At 69.1% G+C, this 17,269-nt stretch carries 16 protein-coding genes; 10 read left to right on the top strand and 6 right to left on the bottom strand.

What is annotated here, in order from left to right; all coding sequences use genetic code 11:
* The first annotated feature begins 81 nt into the window (after positions 1–81).
* A complete protein-coding gene (locus AC0IW9_RS04600; protein WP_471647032.1) occupies positions 82–1,170 on the top strand; it encodes an endonuclease/exonuclease/phosphatase family protein in 1,089 nt (362 codons plus the stop codon).
* A 44-nt stretch (positions 1,171–1,214) separates the two neighbouring features.
* Here AC0IW9_RS04600 and AC0IW9_RS04595 read toward each other — a convergent pair whose 3' ends face one another.
* The 3 genes from AC0IW9_RS04595 to AC0IW9_RS04585 all read right to left on the bottom strand — a co-directional run bounded on the left by AC0IW9_RS04595 (position 1,215) and on the right by AC0IW9_RS04585 (position 3,729).
* Positions 1,215–2,486: a cation:proton antiporter gene (locus tag AC0IW9_RS04595; RefSeq protein ID WP_471647031.1), complete on the bottom strand. Its 1,272-nt coding sequence runs from the start codon at positions 2,484–2,486 to the stop codon at positions 1,215–1,217.
* A gap of 116 nt (positions 2,487–2,602) precedes the next feature.
* Complete coding sequence (locus tag AC0IW9_RS04590; protein ID WP_471647030.1) at positions 2,603–2,764, bottom strand: DUF1328 domain-containing protein; 162 nt, start codon at positions 2,762–2,764, stop codon at positions 2,603–2,605.
* Positions 2,765–2,901: 137 nt separating this feature from the next.
* The gene (locus tag AC0IW9_RS04585) at positions 2,902–3,729 is read right to left on the bottom strand and encodes a PRC-barrel domain-containing protein (RefSeq protein ID WP_471647029.1); all 828 of its coding nucleotides are present in this window, start codon (positions 3,727–3,729) and stop codon (positions 2,902–2,904) included.
* A gap of 496 nt (positions 3,730–4,225) precedes the next feature.
* On the opposite strand from AC0IW9_RS04585, the gene AC0IW9_RS04580 reads away from it, so the two are divergent.
* The 8 genes from AC0IW9_RS04580 (at position 4,226) to AC0IW9_RS04545 (ending at position 12,490) form a co-directional block, all read left to right on the top strand.
* The gene (locus AC0IW9_RS04580; RefSeq protein ID WP_471647028.1) at positions 4,226–6,718 is read left to right on the top strand and encodes a PAS domain-containing protein; all 2,493 of its coding nucleotides are present in this window, start codon (positions 4,226–4,228) and stop codon (positions 6,716–6,718) included.
* A complete protein-coding gene (locus AC0IW9_RS04575; RefSeq protein WP_471647027.1) occupies positions 6,708–7,349 on the top strand; it encodes a response regulator transcription factor in 642 nt (213 codons plus the stop codon). Before AC0IW9_RS04580 ends, AC0IW9_RS04575 begins: the two co-directional genes overlap by 11 nt.
* A gap of 99 nt (positions 7,350–7,448) precedes the next feature.
* A complete protein-coding gene (locus AC0IW9_RS04570; RefSeq protein ID WP_471647026.1) occupies positions 7,449–7,742 on the top strand; it encodes a hypothetical protein in 294 nt (97 codons plus the stop codon).
* A 7-nt stretch (positions 7,743–7,749) separates the two neighbouring features.
* Positions 7,750–8,178, top strand: a complete 429-nt coding sequence (locus AC0IW9_RS04565; protein WP_471647025.1) for a hypothetical protein — start codon at positions 7,750–7,752, stop codon at positions 8,176–8,178.
* 267 nt (positions 8,179–8,445) lie between these two features.
* Positions 8,446–9,468 carry a TRAP transporter substrate-binding protein DctP gene (gene dctP / locus AC0IW9_RS04560; RefSeq protein WP_471647024.1) on the top strand — a complete coding sequence of 341 codons (1,023 nt, stop codon included), beginning with the start codon at positions 8,446–8,448 and terminating at the stop codon, positions 9,466–9,468.
* A 2-nt stretch (positions 9,469–9,470) separates the two neighbouring features.
* Positions 9,471–9,995, top strand: a complete 525-nt coding sequence (locus AC0IW9_RS04555) for a TRAP transporter small permease (protein WP_471647023.1) — start codon at positions 9,471–9,473, stop codon at positions 9,993–9,995.
* Entirely contained in the window at positions 9,992–11,263 is a 1,272-nt protein-coding gene (locus tag AC0IW9_RS04550; protein WP_471647022.1) for a TRAP transporter large permease, read from the top strand. The genes AC0IW9_RS04555 and AC0IW9_RS04550 overlap by 4 nt, the downstream gene beginning before the upstream one ends.
* Before the next feature lie 102 nt (positions 11,264–11,365).
* Entirely contained in the window at positions 11,366–12,490 is a 1,125-nt protein-coding gene (locus tag AC0IW9_RS04545) for a Bug family tripartite tricarboxylate transporter substrate binding protein (RefSeq protein ID WP_471647021.1), read from the top strand.
* Positions 12,491–12,842: 352 nt separating this feature from the next.
* On the opposite strand, the gene AC0IW9_RS04540 is transcribed toward AC0IW9_RS04545, so the two are convergent.
* The 3 genes from AC0IW9_RS04540 to AC0IW9_RS04530 form a co-directional block, all read right to left on the bottom strand.
* Positions 12,843–14,258: a mannose-1-phosphate guanylyltransferase/mannose-6-phosphate isomerase gene (locus AC0IW9_RS04540; protein ID WP_471647020.1), complete on the bottom strand. Its 1,416-nt coding sequence runs from the start codon at positions 14,256–14,258 to the stop codon at positions 12,843–12,845.
* Between the two features lie 103 nt (positions 14,259–14,361).
* On the bottom strand, positions 14,362–15,018 hold the full coding sequence (locus tag AC0IW9_RS04535) for a response regulator transcription factor (protein ID WP_471647019.1): 657 nt from the start codon (positions 15,016–15,018) through the stop codon (positions 14,362–14,364).
* A 248-nt stretch (positions 15,019–15,266) separates the two neighbouring features.
* A complete protein-coding gene (locus AC0IW9_RS04530; protein WP_471647018.1) occupies positions 15,267–16,505 on the bottom strand; it encodes a glycosyltransferase family 4 protein in 1,239 nt (412 codons plus the stop codon).
* A 238-nt stretch (positions 16,506–16,743) separates the two neighbouring features.
* Here AC0IW9_RS04530 and AC0IW9_RS04525 point away from each other — a divergent pair, with 238 nt between their 5' ends.
* The gene (locus AC0IW9_RS04525; RefSeq protein WP_471647017.1) at positions 16,744–16,974 is read left to right on the top strand and encodes a hypothetical protein; all 231 of its coding nucleotides are present in this window, start codon (positions 16,744–16,746) and stop codon (positions 16,972–16,974) included.
* Positions 16,975–17,269 lie beyond the last annotated feature (295 nt).

Below are 17,269 nucleotides of genomic sequence, written 5' to 3'. Positions count from 1 at the left end.
GGGACTGTCGTCTGGACCTGCAGCAGCTTCAGCGCGAGCGACGCAAGGACCTTTCCAGCAGATGATGTGCGGACCGTCTCCATGCCGGCGGTGATCCTCGCCGGAGCGCGTGCCGTCCTGCTCCTGTCGGCGATGGCCGGATTCGTGGCAACCGTCCTGCCCGCGTGGCCGACCGACCTGTGGTGGGTCCGCTATCTCGACTATCCTCGTCTCGAGGTGCTGGCCGCAATGGCCGTCGCGCTGGCGCTGCTGATCCTGCTGCCGCGCCGGGGCCGGTGGAGTTGGTGCGGTGCCGCCGTGCTGGCCGCGGCCATCGCCTGGGACGCCGTGCTGCTTGCGCCCTATGTCGCACCGCTGGCCTTGCCCTGGCCGGCGCCGGAGGTCGTGTCGGGACGATGCGCCGTCGGGGAGCGTCTGCGGATCCTCACGGTCAATGTGCAGATGACCAACCAGCACGATCACCGCCTCCTCGAATTCGTCCGGCAGGCCGATCCCGATATCGCCTGGTTCCAGGAGACCGATGCGTGGTGGGAGGGCGAACTCGCCCCGCTCAGCGCGAGCATGCCGCATGGCGTCGCGCAGGCGCAGGAGAACTACTTCGGCGTGCACCTGTTCTCCCGGCTGCCGCTGAAGGATACCGAGATCCGGCAACTGACCGGCTCGCGCAATCCGTCGGTATTCACGACCGTGACGCTGCCATCGGGCGACCTGGTGAAGCTCTACGCGATCCATCCGCGTCCGCCGCAGGTGGGGCAGAGCACCGCGGAGCGCGACGCCCAGCTGATGGCCACGGCCCTGGCGGCGAGCGAGGACGCCCTGCCACATGTCGTGATGGGGGACCTCAACGCGGTGCCGTGGGAGGAAGCGCTTCAACGCCTCCGGCATCTCGGCGGCTTCGGCGACCCCCGCATCGGCCGGGGGGTGTTCATGACTTGGCACGCGGACCATCCGCTGCTGCGCTGGCCGCTCGACCACGTGCTGCCTGGCCCGGGCTGGTCCGTGGCGGCGATGCGCGTGCTGCCCGCCTTCGGTTCGGATCACCTGCCGCTGCTGGTCGACCTCTGCCGGCTGCGCGGCCCCATCGCGCGCCGCAGCATGCATCACGATGACGTCGCGCAAGCGCGCCGGACCGTGGCACGAGGGCAGGGCAAGGCTGTCGACCGGGACTGACCAGCGACGGTCCCTTGGATATCCGGCCGGCGGTCCTCCCGCAGTCAGTCCCGCTTGTGAACTCCGGGCCGTTCCAGCGTGTACTTCGCCACCAACCCGAGCGTGGAGCCCTGCAAGACGATGGTGAACAGCACCACCGCGTAGGTCGCGGCCAACAACGCGGCCTTGAACGGACTTTCGGGCAGCGACAGGACCAGGGCGACCGAGATGCCGCCGCGCACCCCGGCCCAGGTCAGGAAGGGGACGTTGCGGATCGACAGCCGGTTGCTCCAGGGGAAGGCCAGCAGGGGCGCCGAGACGGCGATCAGGCGTGCCAGCAGCACCACCGGGATGGCCGCGAGGGCGAGGGCGAGCACGCTGGACTGGAAGCGCAGCACCAGCACCTCCAGGCCGATCAGCAGGAACAGCAGGGAGTTCAGGACCTCGTCCACCAGGGTCCACAGGGCCGTCACGTAGCCCTGCGTGCGGTCGCTCATGGCGTCGCGCGGCGCGCGGTCGCCGATCAGCAGTCCTGCCGCCACCATCGACAGCGGCCCGCTGGCACCGAGCCACTGCGCCAGGGCATAGGTCCCGGCGACCAGGGCCAGGGTGATCAGCACCTCGACGGCGAAGTCGTCGATGCTTCGCATCGCCCGGTAGGCGAGGTAGCCGGTGATCAACCCCAGCGCCAGGCCGCCTCCCGCTTCCTGCGCCAAGTGGCCCAGCACGGTGCCGACACCGGCGTGGTCACCGCCCGCGCCGGTGGCAAAGCCGACCAGCAGGGTGAACAGCACGATGCCGACGCCGTCATTGAACAGCGCCTCGCCCTCCATCTCGACCTTGAGGGATTCCGGCACCGCGACGTTCTTGAGGACGCTGAGCACGGCCACCGGGTCGGTCGGGCTGATCAGCGCCCCGAATACCAGGGCCCAGAGGATCGGTATCGGCTGGCCGGCCAGCTGGGCCACGGCCCAGAACCCTCCCCCGACGATGCCGGTGGACAGCAGGGTGCCCACCACGGCCAGGGATGCGACCGGCCAGGCGCGGTCACGCAGCGCTGCCAGGTTGACGTTGATGGAGCCCGCGAACAGCAGGAAGGCCAGCATGCCGTTCATCACCACGGCGGTGAAGTCGATCTGCCGCAGCGCCTGGGCGAGGTCGTCGTAGAGTTGCTCCTCGGGATAGGCGAGTTCCAGAAGCACGAGGAGCAGCGACGAGATGAGCCCCATCACCAGCAGCCCGATGCTGTGCGGCATGCGGATGAAGCGGCTGTTCAGCCACCCGAACAGCGCCGAAAGGGTAAGCAGCAGCGCCAGCAGATCGAAGTTCGAGATCACGACGGCACCATGGGCAAGATCTCCGCGACGGCGTCCCGTCCCCGGCTTCGGCAATGGCGCGCCTGCCCCCTGCGGTCAAGTCGCCGACGTCCCCCTGCGCCGGCCTGCCCTGCAGGTCAGACGATGGCGGCGCCGAGGACGAAGAGCACCAGGGCGATCACGAGGAAGATGCCGAACAGCACCTTCGCCAGCGTGCCCGCCGTTTTCGCCACGCCGGTGAAGCCCAATGCGCCGGCAATGACGGCGACGACCAATGCGATGATGGCCCAGGTGAGCATGTCGATTTCCCTCGGTTTCGATGATGGCGGTCCCGGCCTGCATGAGGCAGGCCGGGACGTCGCGGATCCGGCCGGTTCGATCCGGATGTCGGGCTATCGCTGCGGAATGGTGGTCGGTCCGGCGCACCCCGCCCAGGTCAACGAAACAGCCGGATGCTGTCGCCCCAGCCCTGCTCGCGGCCGTAGTCGCGGGCATGGCTGCTGTCGTAGCGCGGCAGCTTCTCCAGCTCCCCCTTGGTCATCTTCAGCTCGGCCTTGCCGGTGCCGCCGGCCGCGCTGCCGAGCTGGATGCGGTCGATCGGCACCACGGCGCTCCGGTCCCCGATGCCGAGGAAGCCGCCCCATTCGACGACCGCGGCGCGGACCCGGTTGTTGCCGTCGATCAGCAGGTTCTGGATCTCGCCGGTATCCTTGCCATCGGCGCCGACCACATTGGTGCCGATGAGGTTCTGCACGCTCATGAGCGGCATGCCGGCGGCCTGCTGCTGCGGGCCGGAGGCGGCCGCGGTGCCGCCGCTGCCCATGCCGCGGTGCAGCCCGGCCAAGGCATCCGCCGCCTCGCGCAACCGGGTGGCGACCCGCTGCCGGTTCGGCGGATTGCCCTGCAGCGCGTCCTGCGTCTCGGTCAGCTGCTGCTGCGCCTTCTCGTAGGCATCCTGGCCTTGTGCCTGCAGCGGCATCTGGCCCAACGCCTGCTTCGCCTGGGTCAAGGCCTGCCGCACGGGCTGCATGTCCGGCTGCTGCCCGCCCTGGCCGCCGTCGGAGAGCCGCTGCTGCGCCTGGCGCAGGCCCTGCTCGGCCTGCTGCAGCTGCTTCGCCACCTGGCCCTGCCCTTGGCCCTGGCTCGCGGCCTGCGGCGGCATGGCGGATTGGCTGGCTCCCTGCGGCCCCTGGGCTGCGGCGAGGCCGCTGCCGCCGAGGACCAGAAGGGTCACCAGCGCTGTCGTCGTGCGATAGGGATTCATCGGTCGCCTCCGTCGTTCTGTTTGGCCCGGTGGTCCAGGCGCCGATCGGGTCATGCCGCCCTGATCCGGTAGACCTGGCGTGGCGGCCTCGACCTGGCAGCCGCGACCTGGCGGCCCTGGCTGCCTCCGCTCGCGTTGCCGCCGCCCGAGGCGGCGCTGGAGCCACCGGACGAACTGCCGCTATGCGCATGGCCCGCGGCGTCTGCGGCGAGACGGCCTGCCCATCGCGGGCAGCAACCCGGCGACGGACGTCGACGTCGCCACAGACCACCGGAAGCTGGGCTTTCGCGGCAGCGGACGCGACCCCGGATCAACCCCTAGGGAACCGATGCAACGGCGGAGACGTTTCGACGCGCAGCCCTCGCCTGAAGTGCCGCGCTCCTGCGCACGGCACCGGACCCTGGGTCTGCCAAAGTCACAGCGAAGTAGCAGGGACATGCAGCAGCCTGCTTCATCGGGCCGACCAGTGGCCTGGCATCTCGGCGTGCTATGCGCCGTGCTGCTGAGTCCGATGCTTGGCCTCGGTGGCTTCCTCCTGTTCCAGATGGCGGAGGGGGAGCGCGCCCGGCATCAGAGCGTCGCGCATGAGGCCGCGCGGCAGATCGCGATCTCCCTCGATCGCGGGCTGGCCACCTATCAGGCGATGCTCGAGGTATTGGCGACCTCGGATTATCTCCGCGCCGGCAATCTCGCTGCCTTCCAGGACAGGTCGGCGGAGGTGCCGCGACCGGCCGGCGCCTCCATCATGCTGCGCGATCCTTCGGGGCGGCTGCTGACCAGCACCGGCCCGAGCGGGCCGCACCGGGTGGGCACCGGGCCATCGAGCAAGCCCGACGAGGCGGCGGTGGCGACCGGACGGCCGCAGATCTCCGACGTGCTGATGACCACGCCGCAAAGCTTCCTGGTGGTGGCGCCGGTCAGGACCCAGGATGGGACGGTTCGCTACCTCCTTGAGCTGGCGGTTCCGACCACCGTGCTCGGCAGCCTCCTGTCGCGGGAGGAAGTGCCGCCAGGGATGGTCGCCAGCCTGGCCGACCGCAAGGGTATCGTCGCCGCACGCAGCAGCGATGCCGCCCGGTACGCCGGCCTGCGGTTGCCGGCCCAGATGCTGAACGGCATCGGCGAGGAGGATTATGGTTGGCTGCGGGCGGAAGCGAACGACGGCACGCCTTCGGTCGCCGCCTATGCGCGCTCGGCAATTTCGGGATGGACGACCGTCGTCTCACTGCCGGAAGCGGTCTTTGCCGCGCCGCTGCGCCGATCGGCCTGCCTCACCACGGCCTTCGGCCTTGCGCTCGGCGCCCTCGCGGCAGCCCTGGCGCATGCCTTCGCCCGCCGCATCGCGCTGCCGATCGAGGCCTTGGCCGGCATGGCGGAAACCGCGGCCGCGCCCGCGCCGGGCAGCCCTTTCGCCACCCCGGTGCGGGAGGTGAATGCCGTCGCCGAGGTCCTCGCCGCGGCGCAGGCGGAAGCGCGCCGCCGCGCCGCCGAGCGGGAGGCACTGCTCGAGACGCTGGACCAGGCGCAGGTCTTCGTGCGCGATCATGCCGGCCGGATAACCCTGTGGACTGCGGGAATGGAGCGCCTGCTGGGCTGGACGCGGGCGCAGGCCATCGGCCAAGTCGCTTGCGACCTGCTCTCGACCGAATATCCCCGCCCGCTCGCCGAGCTCAGGACCGAGCTCGTCGCCTGCGGCGAATGGCATGGTGCCCTGTGCCACCGGCGGGCGGATGGCCAGCAGGTGATGGTAGCGAGCCAATGGGCCTTGCGCCGCGACGGCAACGGCGGGACGACGGAAGTGGTCGAGGCCTGCAACGACATCACCGCGCTGCGCGAGACGGAGGCGGCCTTGCGGCGCAATCGGGACCTGCTGTCCTCCGTGCTCGAATGCAGCGCCGATTCGATCTTCGCCAAGGACCGGCAGGGGCGGTATGTCCTGCTCAACCCATCCGCCGCGGCTCTGCTCGGCACGACGGCCGAGGCCGCCCTGGGCCGCCGCATCGAGGATCTGGCGCCACCGGGCATCGCCGCGCAGATCGACGCGGCGGACCGCGTGGTCATTGCCTCCGGCAAGGCGCAGATGTCGGAGGAGGAGGTCAGCGGGCCCGGCGGCACGCAGCGGAACATCCTGACGACCAAGGCGCCGTGGCGCGACACCAGCGGTGCCATGCTCGGCATCGTCGGCGTGTCGCGCGATATCACCGCCCGGCGCCGCGCGGAGGCACGGCTGCAGGAGACCCAGGGCGAGCTCTTCCGGGTTGCCCGCATCAATGCCATGGGCGCGATGGCAACGGCGATGGCGCATGAGCTGAACCAGCCGCTGACGGCCGCGGCGAACTTCGCCGAAACCGCGAGCCTTCTCCTGCGGCGGGACCCGCCGCTGGAGCCGGCGGGTTATGCGGCGGTGCGCGACCTGATCGGGGATTCGGCCGGGGAAGTGGTCCGGGCCGGGCGCATCCTCCGGCGCCTGCGGGAATTCGTGGGCCGGGGCGATACGGAGAAGCGCCGCGCCGACATCAACGCGATCATCGAGCGAGCGGTCTCGCTGGTTCTGAGCGGCATGCCGGACTGCGGTGTCGCGCTGCGCCTGGAATTGTCCGCGGCGGCGCCGGCGGTCCTGGTGGATTCCGTGCAGCTGCAGCAGGTCATCGTCAATCTCGTGCGCAATGCCATCGAGGCCATGCAGGAGGCACCGAGGCGGGACCTCGTGGTCGCCACCAGACGGCATGAGGACGGCGCTGTCGCGGTGAGCGTGGCGGATACCGGCTCGGGCCTGTCCGCGGGTCTCGACGGACGCCTGTTCGAGCCCTTCGTGACGACGAAGCAGGATGGGATGGGAATCGGCCTGTCGATCTCCCGCTCGATCGTCGAGGCGCATGGCGGAAGGCTGGAGGCCGCGGCAAGGCCAGGAGGCGGCACGGTGTTTCACTTCGTGCTTCCCGCCCTGCCGCATGGCCCGGATGAGGAGGAGCAGGCCGATGCAGGATGAGGGCGGCATGGCGAAGATCGTGCATGTGGTCGATGACGAGGCCGTCGTGCGGCGGTCCCTCACCCTGCTGCTGCAGGCAGCCGGGATCGGGACGCAGGCGCATGCCTCGGGCGAGGCATTCCTCGGCACGGATCAACGAAGCCTGGCCTTCGGCTGCGTTCTCCTCGACATCCGCATGCCTGGCATGGATGGGCTGGCGGTGCTGCGGGAGATGAAGCGGCGCGGCCTCCACCTGCCGGTCGTCGTCGTCACCGCGCATGGCGACGTGCCGCTGGCGGTGGAGGCCATGAAGGCCGGGGCCTGCGACTTCGTCGAGAAGCCCTATGCCGCGGCGACCATCCTGGGTGCGGTCGAAGCGGCGCTCGGGCGTGGGGACGAAACGCTGGAACGGGCGCGCGAGGCGACCGATGCGGCGGGGCGTGTCGCCGCGCTCACGCCGCGGGAGCGGGAGGTGCTGCAGGGCCTGGTGGCCGGCCGGCAGAACAAGGTCATCGCCATCGATCTCGGGCTCAGTCCGCGCACCGTGGAAATTCATCGGGCCAACCTGATGGGGAAGCTGCGGGCGGAAAGCCTGTCGGAGGCGGTGCGGATCGCTCTCGCGGCGGGTCTCGACCAGCCGGTGCTGCGCTAGCCGCGCGCAGGCCGAGCTAGGGGAAACTACGGTGTTCCGGCGCCGGGGAGGCAGCACCACTCTTTTGCAGCCTGTGCCCTCGAAGGAGCTGGAGCGGCGATGATGCTGGATACAACCGCCAATATGTACCGTGTGCTGGCCGCGGTCGTGGTCGTGCTGCTGTTCTTCATAACCGGCCGCCCGTATTTCACCGCCCGGATCCGCATTTTCTTGGCGGCGACCATTGCCGGGATCCTGAACGGCATCGGCGGGGCGGCACTCATGGGCACCTCGCTGTCCGGCGTTCCGGTCCGCTTCCTCATTGCCTTCGTGGGGGTGGGCGCGGGAGTCGCCGCGCTTGAGTACCTGCTTCCGGAAGGGCAGCGCCATTGGCGGCTGGGACAGCGGGGCTGAGCGGAGGATGGCCGGGACCACATGGGCGAGGCAGCGCCGGGCGCGTGGTATCGAAACGATGGATGCAGGCACGCAACTCCCCAGCCAGGTCGACATCCTGTCTGGGCCAAACAGCGGAGCAACCAGCATGCGACATGGCTTCATGGGTGCAATGGCCCTTCTGGGCATCGTCGGCACGGCACCGGCATGGGCGCAGTCCCAGCAGCTGTCGGTCTGCAAATCGCGTGACGGCGCCCAGCTCCTCATGCAGGGGAACGCCGGCGGCGCCCTGCCGGATGGCTGCCGGCAGGTGACGATCCGACGGCTGGAGACGCCCGCAGGAGCAGTCTGCGCCCTGGACTTCGGCCAGCAGGATGGTGGCGTGGTGACTGCCCTGCGCGATGCCGTGGCCACGACGGAATGGTGGACCGCCTGCACGAATTTGAAGGCGCCGTAGCCTCCGCCCTCCCGCACCGGGACTTGGGCCGGGCGTGATCGAATCGGTTCCCTAGGTAATGGCACGGGGTCGCCCTTCGTCATGGATCACGCCAGATGGGCGGATCAGGCCGCGCACGGCGTGACGCCTGGTGGCCTTCACCGCATGCGTTGACGACGAGGGGCGGCACGCGCCGACCGAGCCCCGCGGGCTGGCCTTGCGGTCATGAAGGCCGCCTCGCCAAGCATGGCCGTAAATAAAAAGCGATGTCAGGGAGACAAGCCAGTGATGATGAAGCGCCGTCCGTTCATGCTTGCCAGCTTGGGTGCAGCCGTGGCGCTGCCGCTGCGTCCGGCTTTCGCCGCCGAGCAGATGCGCATCTCGCTCGATACCAATCCGACCCATGTGCGCAACCAGAAGACCGAGGCCTTCATCGCGCGGATCCAGCAGCGGCTCGGTGCCGCGGTCGCGCCGAGGCTCTTCCCGTCGGCCCAGCTTTTCCGCGACCGGGATATCCCGAAGGGCCTGCGCCAGGGCGCCGTCGAGATGGGGCTGCCGGGCTGGTGGAACCTCGATGGCGTCGCCCCCGACGCCGCATTGTCCTCGCTGCCGATGTTCTACGGACTGAAGGCAGACCTCCTGCATCGCATCATGGATGGGCCTGCCGGCCAGGCCATCAACGGCAAGGTCGAGGAGCGACTGCGGGTGAAGGTGCTCGGCGGCTGGTGGGATCTCGGCCCCCAGCATTTCTACGCGACCACGACGCCGCTCGACGGCTTCGATGCGATCAAGGGGCTGCGCATCCGGCATCCGGGGGGCAGCGCCAATGCGGCCCGCATCCGCACGATAGGCGGCAACCCCGTGCTGGTGCCCTGGCCCGATGTGCCGCTGGCGCTGAGCCAGAACACGGTCGATGGCCTCATCACGACGCATGAGAGCGCCAGCACCGCCAAGCTCTGGGACGCGGGCGTGCGCTACTGTTTCGAGGATTTCCAGTGCTTCAACCAGTATGTCCCGATGGTGGGCCGGCGGTTCTGGGACAAGCTTTCCTCCAGGGACCAATCGGCGCTGACGGCCGCCTGGCAGGAAGGCGTGGCCGAGGAGCGGGCCGAGGCCGGCAAGGCGCAGCAGGAAGCACGCGACATGCTGGAGAAGAACAACATCAAGATCGTCACCGCTCCGCCCGAGGCGGTGGCCGCCATCCGTGAGAAGCTCATGGCGACGCAGGACGAGGTCGCCTCGGATATCGGCGTGGACAAGGCGCTCGTCGCCAGCGTTCTCAAGGAAATCCGCGCCGCCGGCGTCGCCTGACCATGGCCTATCCGAGCGCGGAGGTGGCGACCGGGGCGGCCGCGGAACGCCGTGGCCTGCTGGACTGGCTGGACGCGATCATCGTGGGGGGGCTTGGGCTGCTGGCCCTGGCGCTCTCGGTGATCAACGTCCTGCTGCGGACCTTCTTCCCGGCCCATACGATCGAATGGGGCGACGAGGTCCAGGTCTATCTCGTCGTCTGGGCCGTCTGCATCTCCTTCGCCGCGGTGACCGCGGCGAACCGCCACATCAAGGCGGATCTGTTCGTCGACCGGATGCCGGCCGGCATGCGCCGGGCGGTGCTGGTCCTGGGCGATGCCCTGGGCTTTGCCATGTCAGTCGCCTTCTGCTGGCTCGGCACCCAGATCACCTATGACACCTGGGACTTCGGCGACGTCTCGACGACGACCCTCCGCTTTCCCCTCTGGATCTATCAGGCGGCATTGCCGCTCGGCATGGGGTTCATGGCCTTGCGCTACCTGCTGCGGCTCGGCCGGGCCTTCGGCATCGGGGAAGGGAAGGCATGATCCTCATCTGGCCCCTGTTCGCGGTCCTGCTGGCGCTCGGCGTGCCGATCTGGCTGGTGATGGGCACGACGGCGATGACCGCCATGCTGGCCGAGGGCCAGAGCCTGCTGCCGATGGCGCAGAAGATCGTCGACGAGCTCAATTCGACGACGCTGCTCGCCGTGCCGTATTTCGTCGCCGCCGCGGTCTTCATGGAGCGCGGCAATGTCGCGCGCGCGCTGATCGGCGCCGCCGAGGCCTGGGTCGGCGACATCCCCGGCGGGCTCGGCCTGGTCTGCGTCGTCTGCTGCACGATCTTCGCCGCGATGTGCGGCTCGTCGGTCGCCACGGCCATGGCGATGGGGACGGTGCTGGTGCCGGCCATGCTGAGGGCCGGCTACGAGCGGCATTTCGCCGCCGGCATCGTGGCGGCTTCGGGCACGCTCGGCATCCTCATCCCGCCGTCGCTGGCCTTCGTGGTCTATGGCGTGCTGGCGGATGAGGCGATCACCCGCCTGTTCCTCGCCGGCCTGGTGCCGGGGCTGCTGCAGGCGGCGGCCATCGGCGGCTGGGTGGTCTATTATGCCCGGCGCAAGGGCTATGCCCGCGAGGCCAAGCTGTCATCCGATGAGCGCTGGAGGCGCAGCATCTTCGCGCTGCCCGCGCTTTCGGTGCCGGTCATCGTCCTGGGGGGATTGTACGGCGGTGTCGTCACCTTGACCGAGTGCGCCGCGCTCTCGGCCGTGGTTGCCATCTTCCTCTCGGTCTTCGTCTACAAGGGCGTGCGCCCGGGCGAGCTGCTGCGCGTGATGGCGGAGGCGGTGCGCAATGCCGCCTCCATCATGATCATCATCGCCGTCGCCCTGGTCTTCGGGCATTGGGTGACCGAGTCCGGCGTCACGTCGCGGATCGTCGACTGGGCAACCGAATTCGACCTGGCCTGGTGGCAGTTCCTGATCGCGGTCAACCTGCTGCTGATCCTGCTCGGGATGTTCCTCGAGGTCTTCTCGGTGCTGCTGCTGACGATGCCGGTGCTGCTGCCGCTGCTGCACCCGCTCGGCATCGACCCGGTGCATTTCGGGGTGATCACGACGATGAACATGGAGGTCGGCCTGCTCACGCCGCCGGTCGGGCTGAACCTTTTCGTTCTGGCCGGCATCCTGGGGTGCCCGCTGTCGGAGGTGATCCGCGGCATCTGGCCCTTCCTCGTGCTGATGCTCGTGCTGCTGATCCTGGTGACCTATATCCCGGCCATTTCCATGACCCTGCCCTGGCTGGTCTACGGGTGATGGGCCGGGCACCCGGGCGTCCGTGCCTGCCCTGGCCTGCCGGGCCGGGCGGTGCGGCGATCGGGTAGCACCGCGCCGGTCCGCGCATGGCGGTGGCCCGCCATGCAGACCAGCGCCGCTGCTGCCTTACGTGCCTGCGCTTCGCCTCGATGGACGACACAACAATCGACCCGGCCAGCAACGAGCCGGGCACTGGGAGACAGGATCATGGAGCAGACGAAGGACTCCGCGCGCCTTCCGCGGCGGGCATTGCTGCTGGGGGCAGCGGGCTTGGCGGGCGCGACATCGGTGCAGGCGCAGGGCAATGCCGCAGCCGGTTGGCCCGACCGGTCGGTGGTCTATATCAACGTCTTCACGCCGGGTGGTACCACCGACACCCTTTCGCGGCTTTTTTGCGAGAGGATGAGCAGCCTGGCCGGACAGCAGTTCATCGTCGAGAACCGGAGTGGCGCCGGCGGTACCGTGGGCCAGGCCGCGATCGCGCAGGCGCCCGCCGACGGCTATACGGTCGGGCTCGGCAGCGTCGCTTCGCTTTCGATCGCGCCCAGCATCCTGCCTGACCTGCCCTATGATCCTGCGCGCGACTTCAGCTTCATCTCGGGCATCTGGAAGGTCCCGAATATCCTGATCGTCGCCAAGGACTTTCCCGCGCGCACGGTGCCGGAGGCGATCGCGCTGCTGAAGAGGAACCCGGGGAAGTACACCTACGGCTCCAGCGGCTTCGGCACCTCGCCGCATCTGTCGATGGAGATGTTCAAGCAGAAGGCGGGGCTGGATATCCTGCACATCCCCTATCGCGGCGGGGCTCCCGCCATGCTCGACCTGTTGGCCGGGCGGATCCAGCTGATGTTCGACAACATGACGACCGCCATCGTGGCGGCGCGGGATGGTCAGGTGCGGGCCCTCGCCGTCACCAGCAGCGAACGCAGCGCGGCGGCGCCGGAATTGCCGGTGATGGCGGATTTCCTGCCGGGCTTCAGCATTACCTCCTGGGGCAGCCTGGTCGGGCCGGCCGGGATGCCGCAGGCGGTGGTGAGCCGCCTTTCGGCGATGACGAAGGAGGCACTGGGAGATGCCGGGTTGCGGCGCCGGTTCGAGGAGAATGGCGCCACGACCTGGTGGACGACCTCCAGGGAGCTGATCGATTTCCGGCAGGCGCAGGAGCGACTTTTCGCTGACCTGATCCGGACCTCAGGCGCGAAACTGCCGGGTGCGGCGGTGAACTGACGAGGCGTTCATGCCCAGCGTCCGGAGGTCTGCCGGCGGCGGCCGGGCCGGTAGAAGGTCATCCAGACCGTCCGCGAATGGTTCTCCTGCCGGGCCTGCGAGCATCCCAGCCGCCGGCGCCGTTCCGGCCCATCACTCGCGGCTGGGCGGAGCCCAACCGCACCGGCTGCGAAGCAGCCTGACAGGACGCCATGGGGTGACCTTGCGCGCCAGGCAATCTCGCTCAGGCGCGAAGGCCGCCGCCCTCTCCCATAAGCCGTCGATGTCTGCACCCCACCGCAACATGCTGGAAGCGCTGCGGTTCTGGGCAGGGACAGCTTATGGGCAAGCGCATACTCCCCCGGCGCCGGGTTCAGCTGCGGCCGTAGGTATCCTCGATGCGGACGATGTCGTCCTCGCCGAGATAGGCGCCGACCTGGACCTCGATGAGGTTCAGCGGGATCATCCCTGGATTCTCCAGCCGGTGGACGCAGCCGAGCGGGAGATAGATGCTCTCGTTCTCGCGCAGCATGATGTCCTCGCCGTCGCGGTGGACGATGGCGGTGCCGTTGACGACGACCCAGTGCTCGGCGCGGTGGAAGTGCTTCTGCAGGGAGAGCTTCTGGCCCGGGCGGACCTGGATCTTCTTCACCTGAAAGCGGTCGCCCTGGATCAGTCCTTCGTAGTTGCCCCAGGGGCGGTAGATCCGGCGGTGCTCGGTCGCTTCCTTGCGGCCGGCGCGGCGGAGCTGGTCGACCAGCTGCTTCACGTCCTGGGCGCGGTCGCGCGGCATGACGAGGACGGCATCCTCGGCGGTGACCACGACGATGTCCGTCAGGCCGATGACGCCGGTGAGGGTGCCTTCGGAGCGGATGAAGCAGCCGGAGCTGTCCACGATCTCGACCGGGCCGGTGGCGACGTTGCCCCGGGCGTCCTTGGCCCCGACTTCCCAGAGGGCGCCCCAGGAGCCGAGGTCGGACCAGCCGATGCTGGCGGGGACGACGGCGGCGAGGTGGGTCTTCTCCATCACCGCATAGTCGATGGAGATGGCCGGGGCGGTGGTGAAGGCGCTGGCGCCGAGGCGGACGAAGTCTAGGTCCCGGGTCGCGGCGGCGATGGCCGCGGCGACGCTGCGCAGGACCTCCGGCGCATGGGCCTCGAGCTCGGCCAGCAGGGTGGCGGCGGTCGCCACGAACATCCCGCTGTTCCAGAGATGGCGGCCGCCGGCGAGGAAATCGGCGGCCTTGGCGGCATCCGGCTTCTCGACGAAGCGCGTCACGGCCTGGACGCCGGGGGCGCCGGGCAGCTCGGCGCCGGCCTCGATATAGCCGTAGCCGGTCTCGGGCGCGGTGGGCTGCATGCCGAAGGTGACGATCTGGCCGGCGCGGGCGGCGACCACGGCCTTGTCCAGCGCCGCATGCAGGACGGGCATGTCGGTGATGGCGGCATCGGCGGCCATGAGCCAGAGCACCGCATCCGGGGACTGCTCGGCCACCAGCAGGGCGGCGGCGGCGACGGCCGGGGCGCTGTTGCGGCCGGCCGGTTCCAGCAGGATGCGGGCGCCCTTGATGCCGACGGCGCGAAGCTGTTCCGCGACCAGGAAGCGGTGCGCCTCGTTGCAGATGACCACGGGCGGCGCGAAATCCGGGCCGAGGGCGCGGCCGGCGGTTTCCTGCAGCATGGTCTCGGCACTGACCAGGGGCCAGAATTGCTTCGGATAGCCTTCACGGGAAAGCGGCCAGAGCCGCGTCCCGGTGCCACCCGAGAGAATAACCGGCACGATCGTCACGAGCACCCTCCGCCAAGCTTGGGGCGAGTTATAGCAGAAGGAAGATGGCGGGAAGCCGGCAGCGCCAAGACGTTATCGGGCCATTTGTTCCCGGGCGGGGCGATCAGGCGACCCGCAGCCCGCAATCGGCGAAGCCGGCGAACATGTAGCCGGCGCCGCGCACCGTCTTGATGCAATCGAGCTGGGCCGGGCCGAGCTTGCGGCGGAGGCGGAGCACGAGGTTGTCGACCGTGCGGTCCTCGGCCCGGAAGGGGCGGCGGAAGACCGTCTCGGCGATGGAGTCGCGGCTGATGGCGCGGCCGCGGTGTTCGACCAGCATCGTCATCAGGTCGAATTCCGCGGTGGTGAGGGCGCATTCCGAGCCATCGGGGCGGAGGAGCTGGCGGCGGCTGGCGATCAGGCGCCAGCCCCCGACCGAGACCGCCGGCTCGGCCTCGGACGCGCCCCATTCGGCGCGGCGGAGGACGGCGCGGATGCGGGCGAGGACGGCGCGCAGCGGCAGGTCCCGGTCCACCAGGTCATCGGCCCCGGCTTCCAGCACCATGATCTCGCTCAGGTCATCCGACCGGCCGACGATCATGATGCAGGGGACCAGGGAGATATCCCGGATGCGCCGCAATGTTTGCAGGGCGGCCGAAGGTTCCCGGCCCTCGCCCAGCACGACCATGCGAGGCGGGCGGCTGGGCAGGCGGGCGAGAAGCGGCCGCGCGTCATCGTGAACCTCGGCGGAAAAGCCGTGCTCCGTGAAAAAATTGGCCATTTTCCGACCAAACGTCGCGTCGGTTTCGATAATGCCGAGCCCAAGCTGAACCATGGACTATCCTCTGCCGCTGTTGCAGCCACCTCGCCAAGCCGACAATCCATCAACCCAGGATTGTTTACGAATGATAGTGTGCAGTGCAGCACGCCTTTGTCACGAGTCAAATCGTGCCATGCAAATCTTCAACAACTCGTTACCAGCGCCCGTTAAGGCGTTAACAAGGTGTTACCTTGGTTGCATCATCAGCTTCAGGTAGCTTCGGGTTTCCTTCCGTCAACCAATGCGTCTATCAGGGCCAGATGCTGCGGTAGGCATACACGGTTGAGATCGTAGCGCTCCACCACCGTCCGGCGGGCCGCGGCCCGCAGCGGGGCATGCGCGGCGGGGTCGGCCAGGGCGCGGACCACGGTATCGGCGACGTCCTGCGGCGAGAAGAAGTCGACCAGCAGGCCGTTCACCCCATGCTCGATCACCTCCTGCACGGGGGCGGTGGCGGAGCCGATGACCAGGCAGCCGAGCGCCATGCTCTCGAGCATCGACCAGGACAGGACGAAGGGAAACGTCAGGTAGACATGCGCCTGGGACAGGCTGAGCAGGCCGAGCAGGGTCGCGTGCGGGACCTTGCCGGTGAAATGCACCCGGGCCAGGTCCAGCTTCTCCCCCAGCTCGGCCAGCATGACCTCCTTCCAGCTGCCGCCCGCGGCCGGCTTGGCGCCGTAGTGCGGGTCCTCGCCGCCGACCAGGACGATCTGCGCGGCGGGGCGGCGGGCCAGGATCTCCGGCAGGCTGCGCATGAAGACGTGGAAGCCGCGATAGGGCTCGAGCCCGCGGGCGACGAAGGTCACCACTTCGTCGCCCTCCCGCAGGCGGCAGCCGTCGGGCAGGGTGATGTCGACATCGGGCAGGCGGCGGATTTCCTCGGTATCCACGCCCTCGTGCACCACCGAGATCCTCTCCCGTGCCCAGGCGGGGAAGCGGCTGGCCTGCCACTGCGTGGGCGTCTGGCCCCAATCCGCGGTCTGCAGGGCGACCAGGTGGTTGGCGTTCAGGATGCGGACCCGGCAGGCATCATCCATCGAGACCTGCCCCGGCGGGTCGAAGCCGACGTCGGCGCCGGTGGAGTGGTAGTAGAACTCCCAGTAGAACAGCAGCTTGGTGTCCGGCCAGATGTCGCGGAGGAAGAGCCCCTCGCCCCAGCCGGGGTGGCAGCAGACGATATCCGGGGTGAAGCCGCGTTCCTTCAGCTGCAGCGCGGCGCGGGCTGCCTGCTGGCCACGGAAGACCGCATTCTCGAAGCGGCGGAGGTAGCGGTGGGTGGAGGCGGCGCCCGTGGCGGGCGGCTTGTAGCGCAGGTGCTGCACGCCGGGCAGCGTCTCCCCGGCATTCTCGCCGAGGCCGATGACCTGCACGCCGGGCCGGGCCGCCAGGGCGCGGGCGACGTGGCGATATTGCGCCGGGAAGTTCTGATGGACGAAGAGCGCGCGCATGGGCCTCGGGTCCTGTGCTCGGGTCAACCGTTGCGGCCGACCATGGGGCCGATCATTCCGGGGGTGGCGGCGCCGGGCGAAGGCCGCTCATGCCGCATCGGGCCGAAGGAGTCCAATGGGCGGGCCTGCACGCGGTTCGCGCTTGCGTGCTGCACGAATGCGCGCGGCGCGGCAACAGCGGCGCGGCTCGCGTCTTTCCCGAAACATGCAAGCTGCGCTCGAAAGGACCGACTGGTCCGTGCTCTCGACCCTGCTTCGCCTGGCACAGCGTGATGGCTGGCGGGTGGAGTTCGACAGTGACCAGATCCTGGTCTCCTCCCGCCGTGCCCTGGAGGGGGTGGTGGTGCTGCCGTCGCGCCTCATGCGCCATGCGCGGGCGAGCGGCTGGAGCGCCGCGATGGCGCCGGGGCGGATCGGGCTGCGGCACCCGGCGGTGCGGCAATCCGTGCTGCTGCGCCTGGGTGGCTGAGGCGCCGGGCAGCGCATCCAGGTGTGCCGTGCCGTCAGGCGGCGCAAGTGGGATGGCCATGCCGCGTCGGATTCCCATCACGATGAGTGAAATCCATTGGGAAAATTAATCCAGGGTTGAATTCAGGGCGGAAATTGCGAAACTGCCTCCAATAAGCAACCAAAAGATGAACGGAAACGGCCAAAACGGTCTCTCCGCCCTGCATCAATCATGGATTGATGCAGGTCGTCCTCGGTTGCCTGAGCGATCCGGCCCGGCATGGGTTAAAGTTTCCTAACGATCGGCGCGCAATCGC

It is taken from the genome of Belnapia sp. AC561, assembly GCF_979252845.1.
Note: the sequence above shows the minus strand (reverse complement) of the source record. Positions and strands in the feature narration are given on the sequence as shown.

What these genes read in the sequence shown, in the direction of transcription:
- dctP (WP_471647024.1), top strand. Translation starts at nt 8,446, where the DNA reads ATGATGAAGCGCCGTCCGTTCATGCTTGCCAGCTTGGGTGCAGCCGTG.
- AC0IW9_RS04585 (WP_471647029.1), bottom strand. Translation starts at nt 3,729, where the DNA reads ATGAATCCCTATCGCACGACGACAGCGCTGGTGACCCTTCTGGTCCTC.
- AC0IW9_RS04600 (WP_471647032.1), top strand. Translation starts at nt 82, where the DNA reads ATGCCGGCGGTGATCCTCGCCGGAGCGCGTGCCGTCCTGCTCCTGTCG.
- AC0IW9_RS04555 (WP_471647023.1), top strand. Translation starts at nt 9,471, where the DNA reads ATGGCCTATCCGAGCGCGGAGGTGGCGACCGGGGCGGCCGCGGAACGC.
- AC0IW9_RS04590 (WP_471647030.1), bottom strand. Translation starts at nt 2,764, where the DNA reads ATGCTCACCTGGGCCATCATCGCATTGGTCGTCGCCGTCATTGCCGGC.
- AC0IW9_RS04550 (WP_471647022.1), top strand. Translation starts at nt 9,992, where the DNA reads ATGATCCTCATCTGGCCCCTGTTCGCGGTCCTGCTGGCGCTCGGCGTG.
- AC0IW9_RS04575 (WP_471647027.1), top strand. Translation starts at nt 6,708, where the DNA reads ATGCAGGATGAGGGCGGCATGGCGAAGATCGTGCATGTGGTCGATGAC.
- AC0IW9_RS04565 (WP_471647025.1), top strand. Translation starts at nt 7,750, where the DNA reads ATGGCCGGGACCACATGGGCGAGGCAGCGCCGGGCGCGTGGTATCGAA.
- AC0IW9_RS04545 (WP_471647021.1), top strand. Translation starts at nt 11,366, where the DNA reads ATGCAGACCAGCGCCGCTGCTGCCTTACGTGCCTGCGCTTCGCCTCGA.
- AC0IW9_RS04570 (WP_471647026.1), top strand. Translation starts at nt 7,449, where the DNA reads ATGATGCTGGATACAACCGCCAATATGTACCGTGTGCTGGCCGCGGTC.
- AC0IW9_RS04535 (WP_471647019.1), bottom strand. Translation starts at nt 15,018, where the DNA reads ATGGCCAATTTTTTCACGGAGCACGGCTTTTCCGCCGAGGTTCACGAT.
- AC0IW9_RS04530 (WP_471647018.1), bottom strand. Translation starts at nt 16,505, where the DNA reads ATGCGCGCGCTCTTCGTCCATCAGAACTTCCCGGCGCAATATCGCCAC.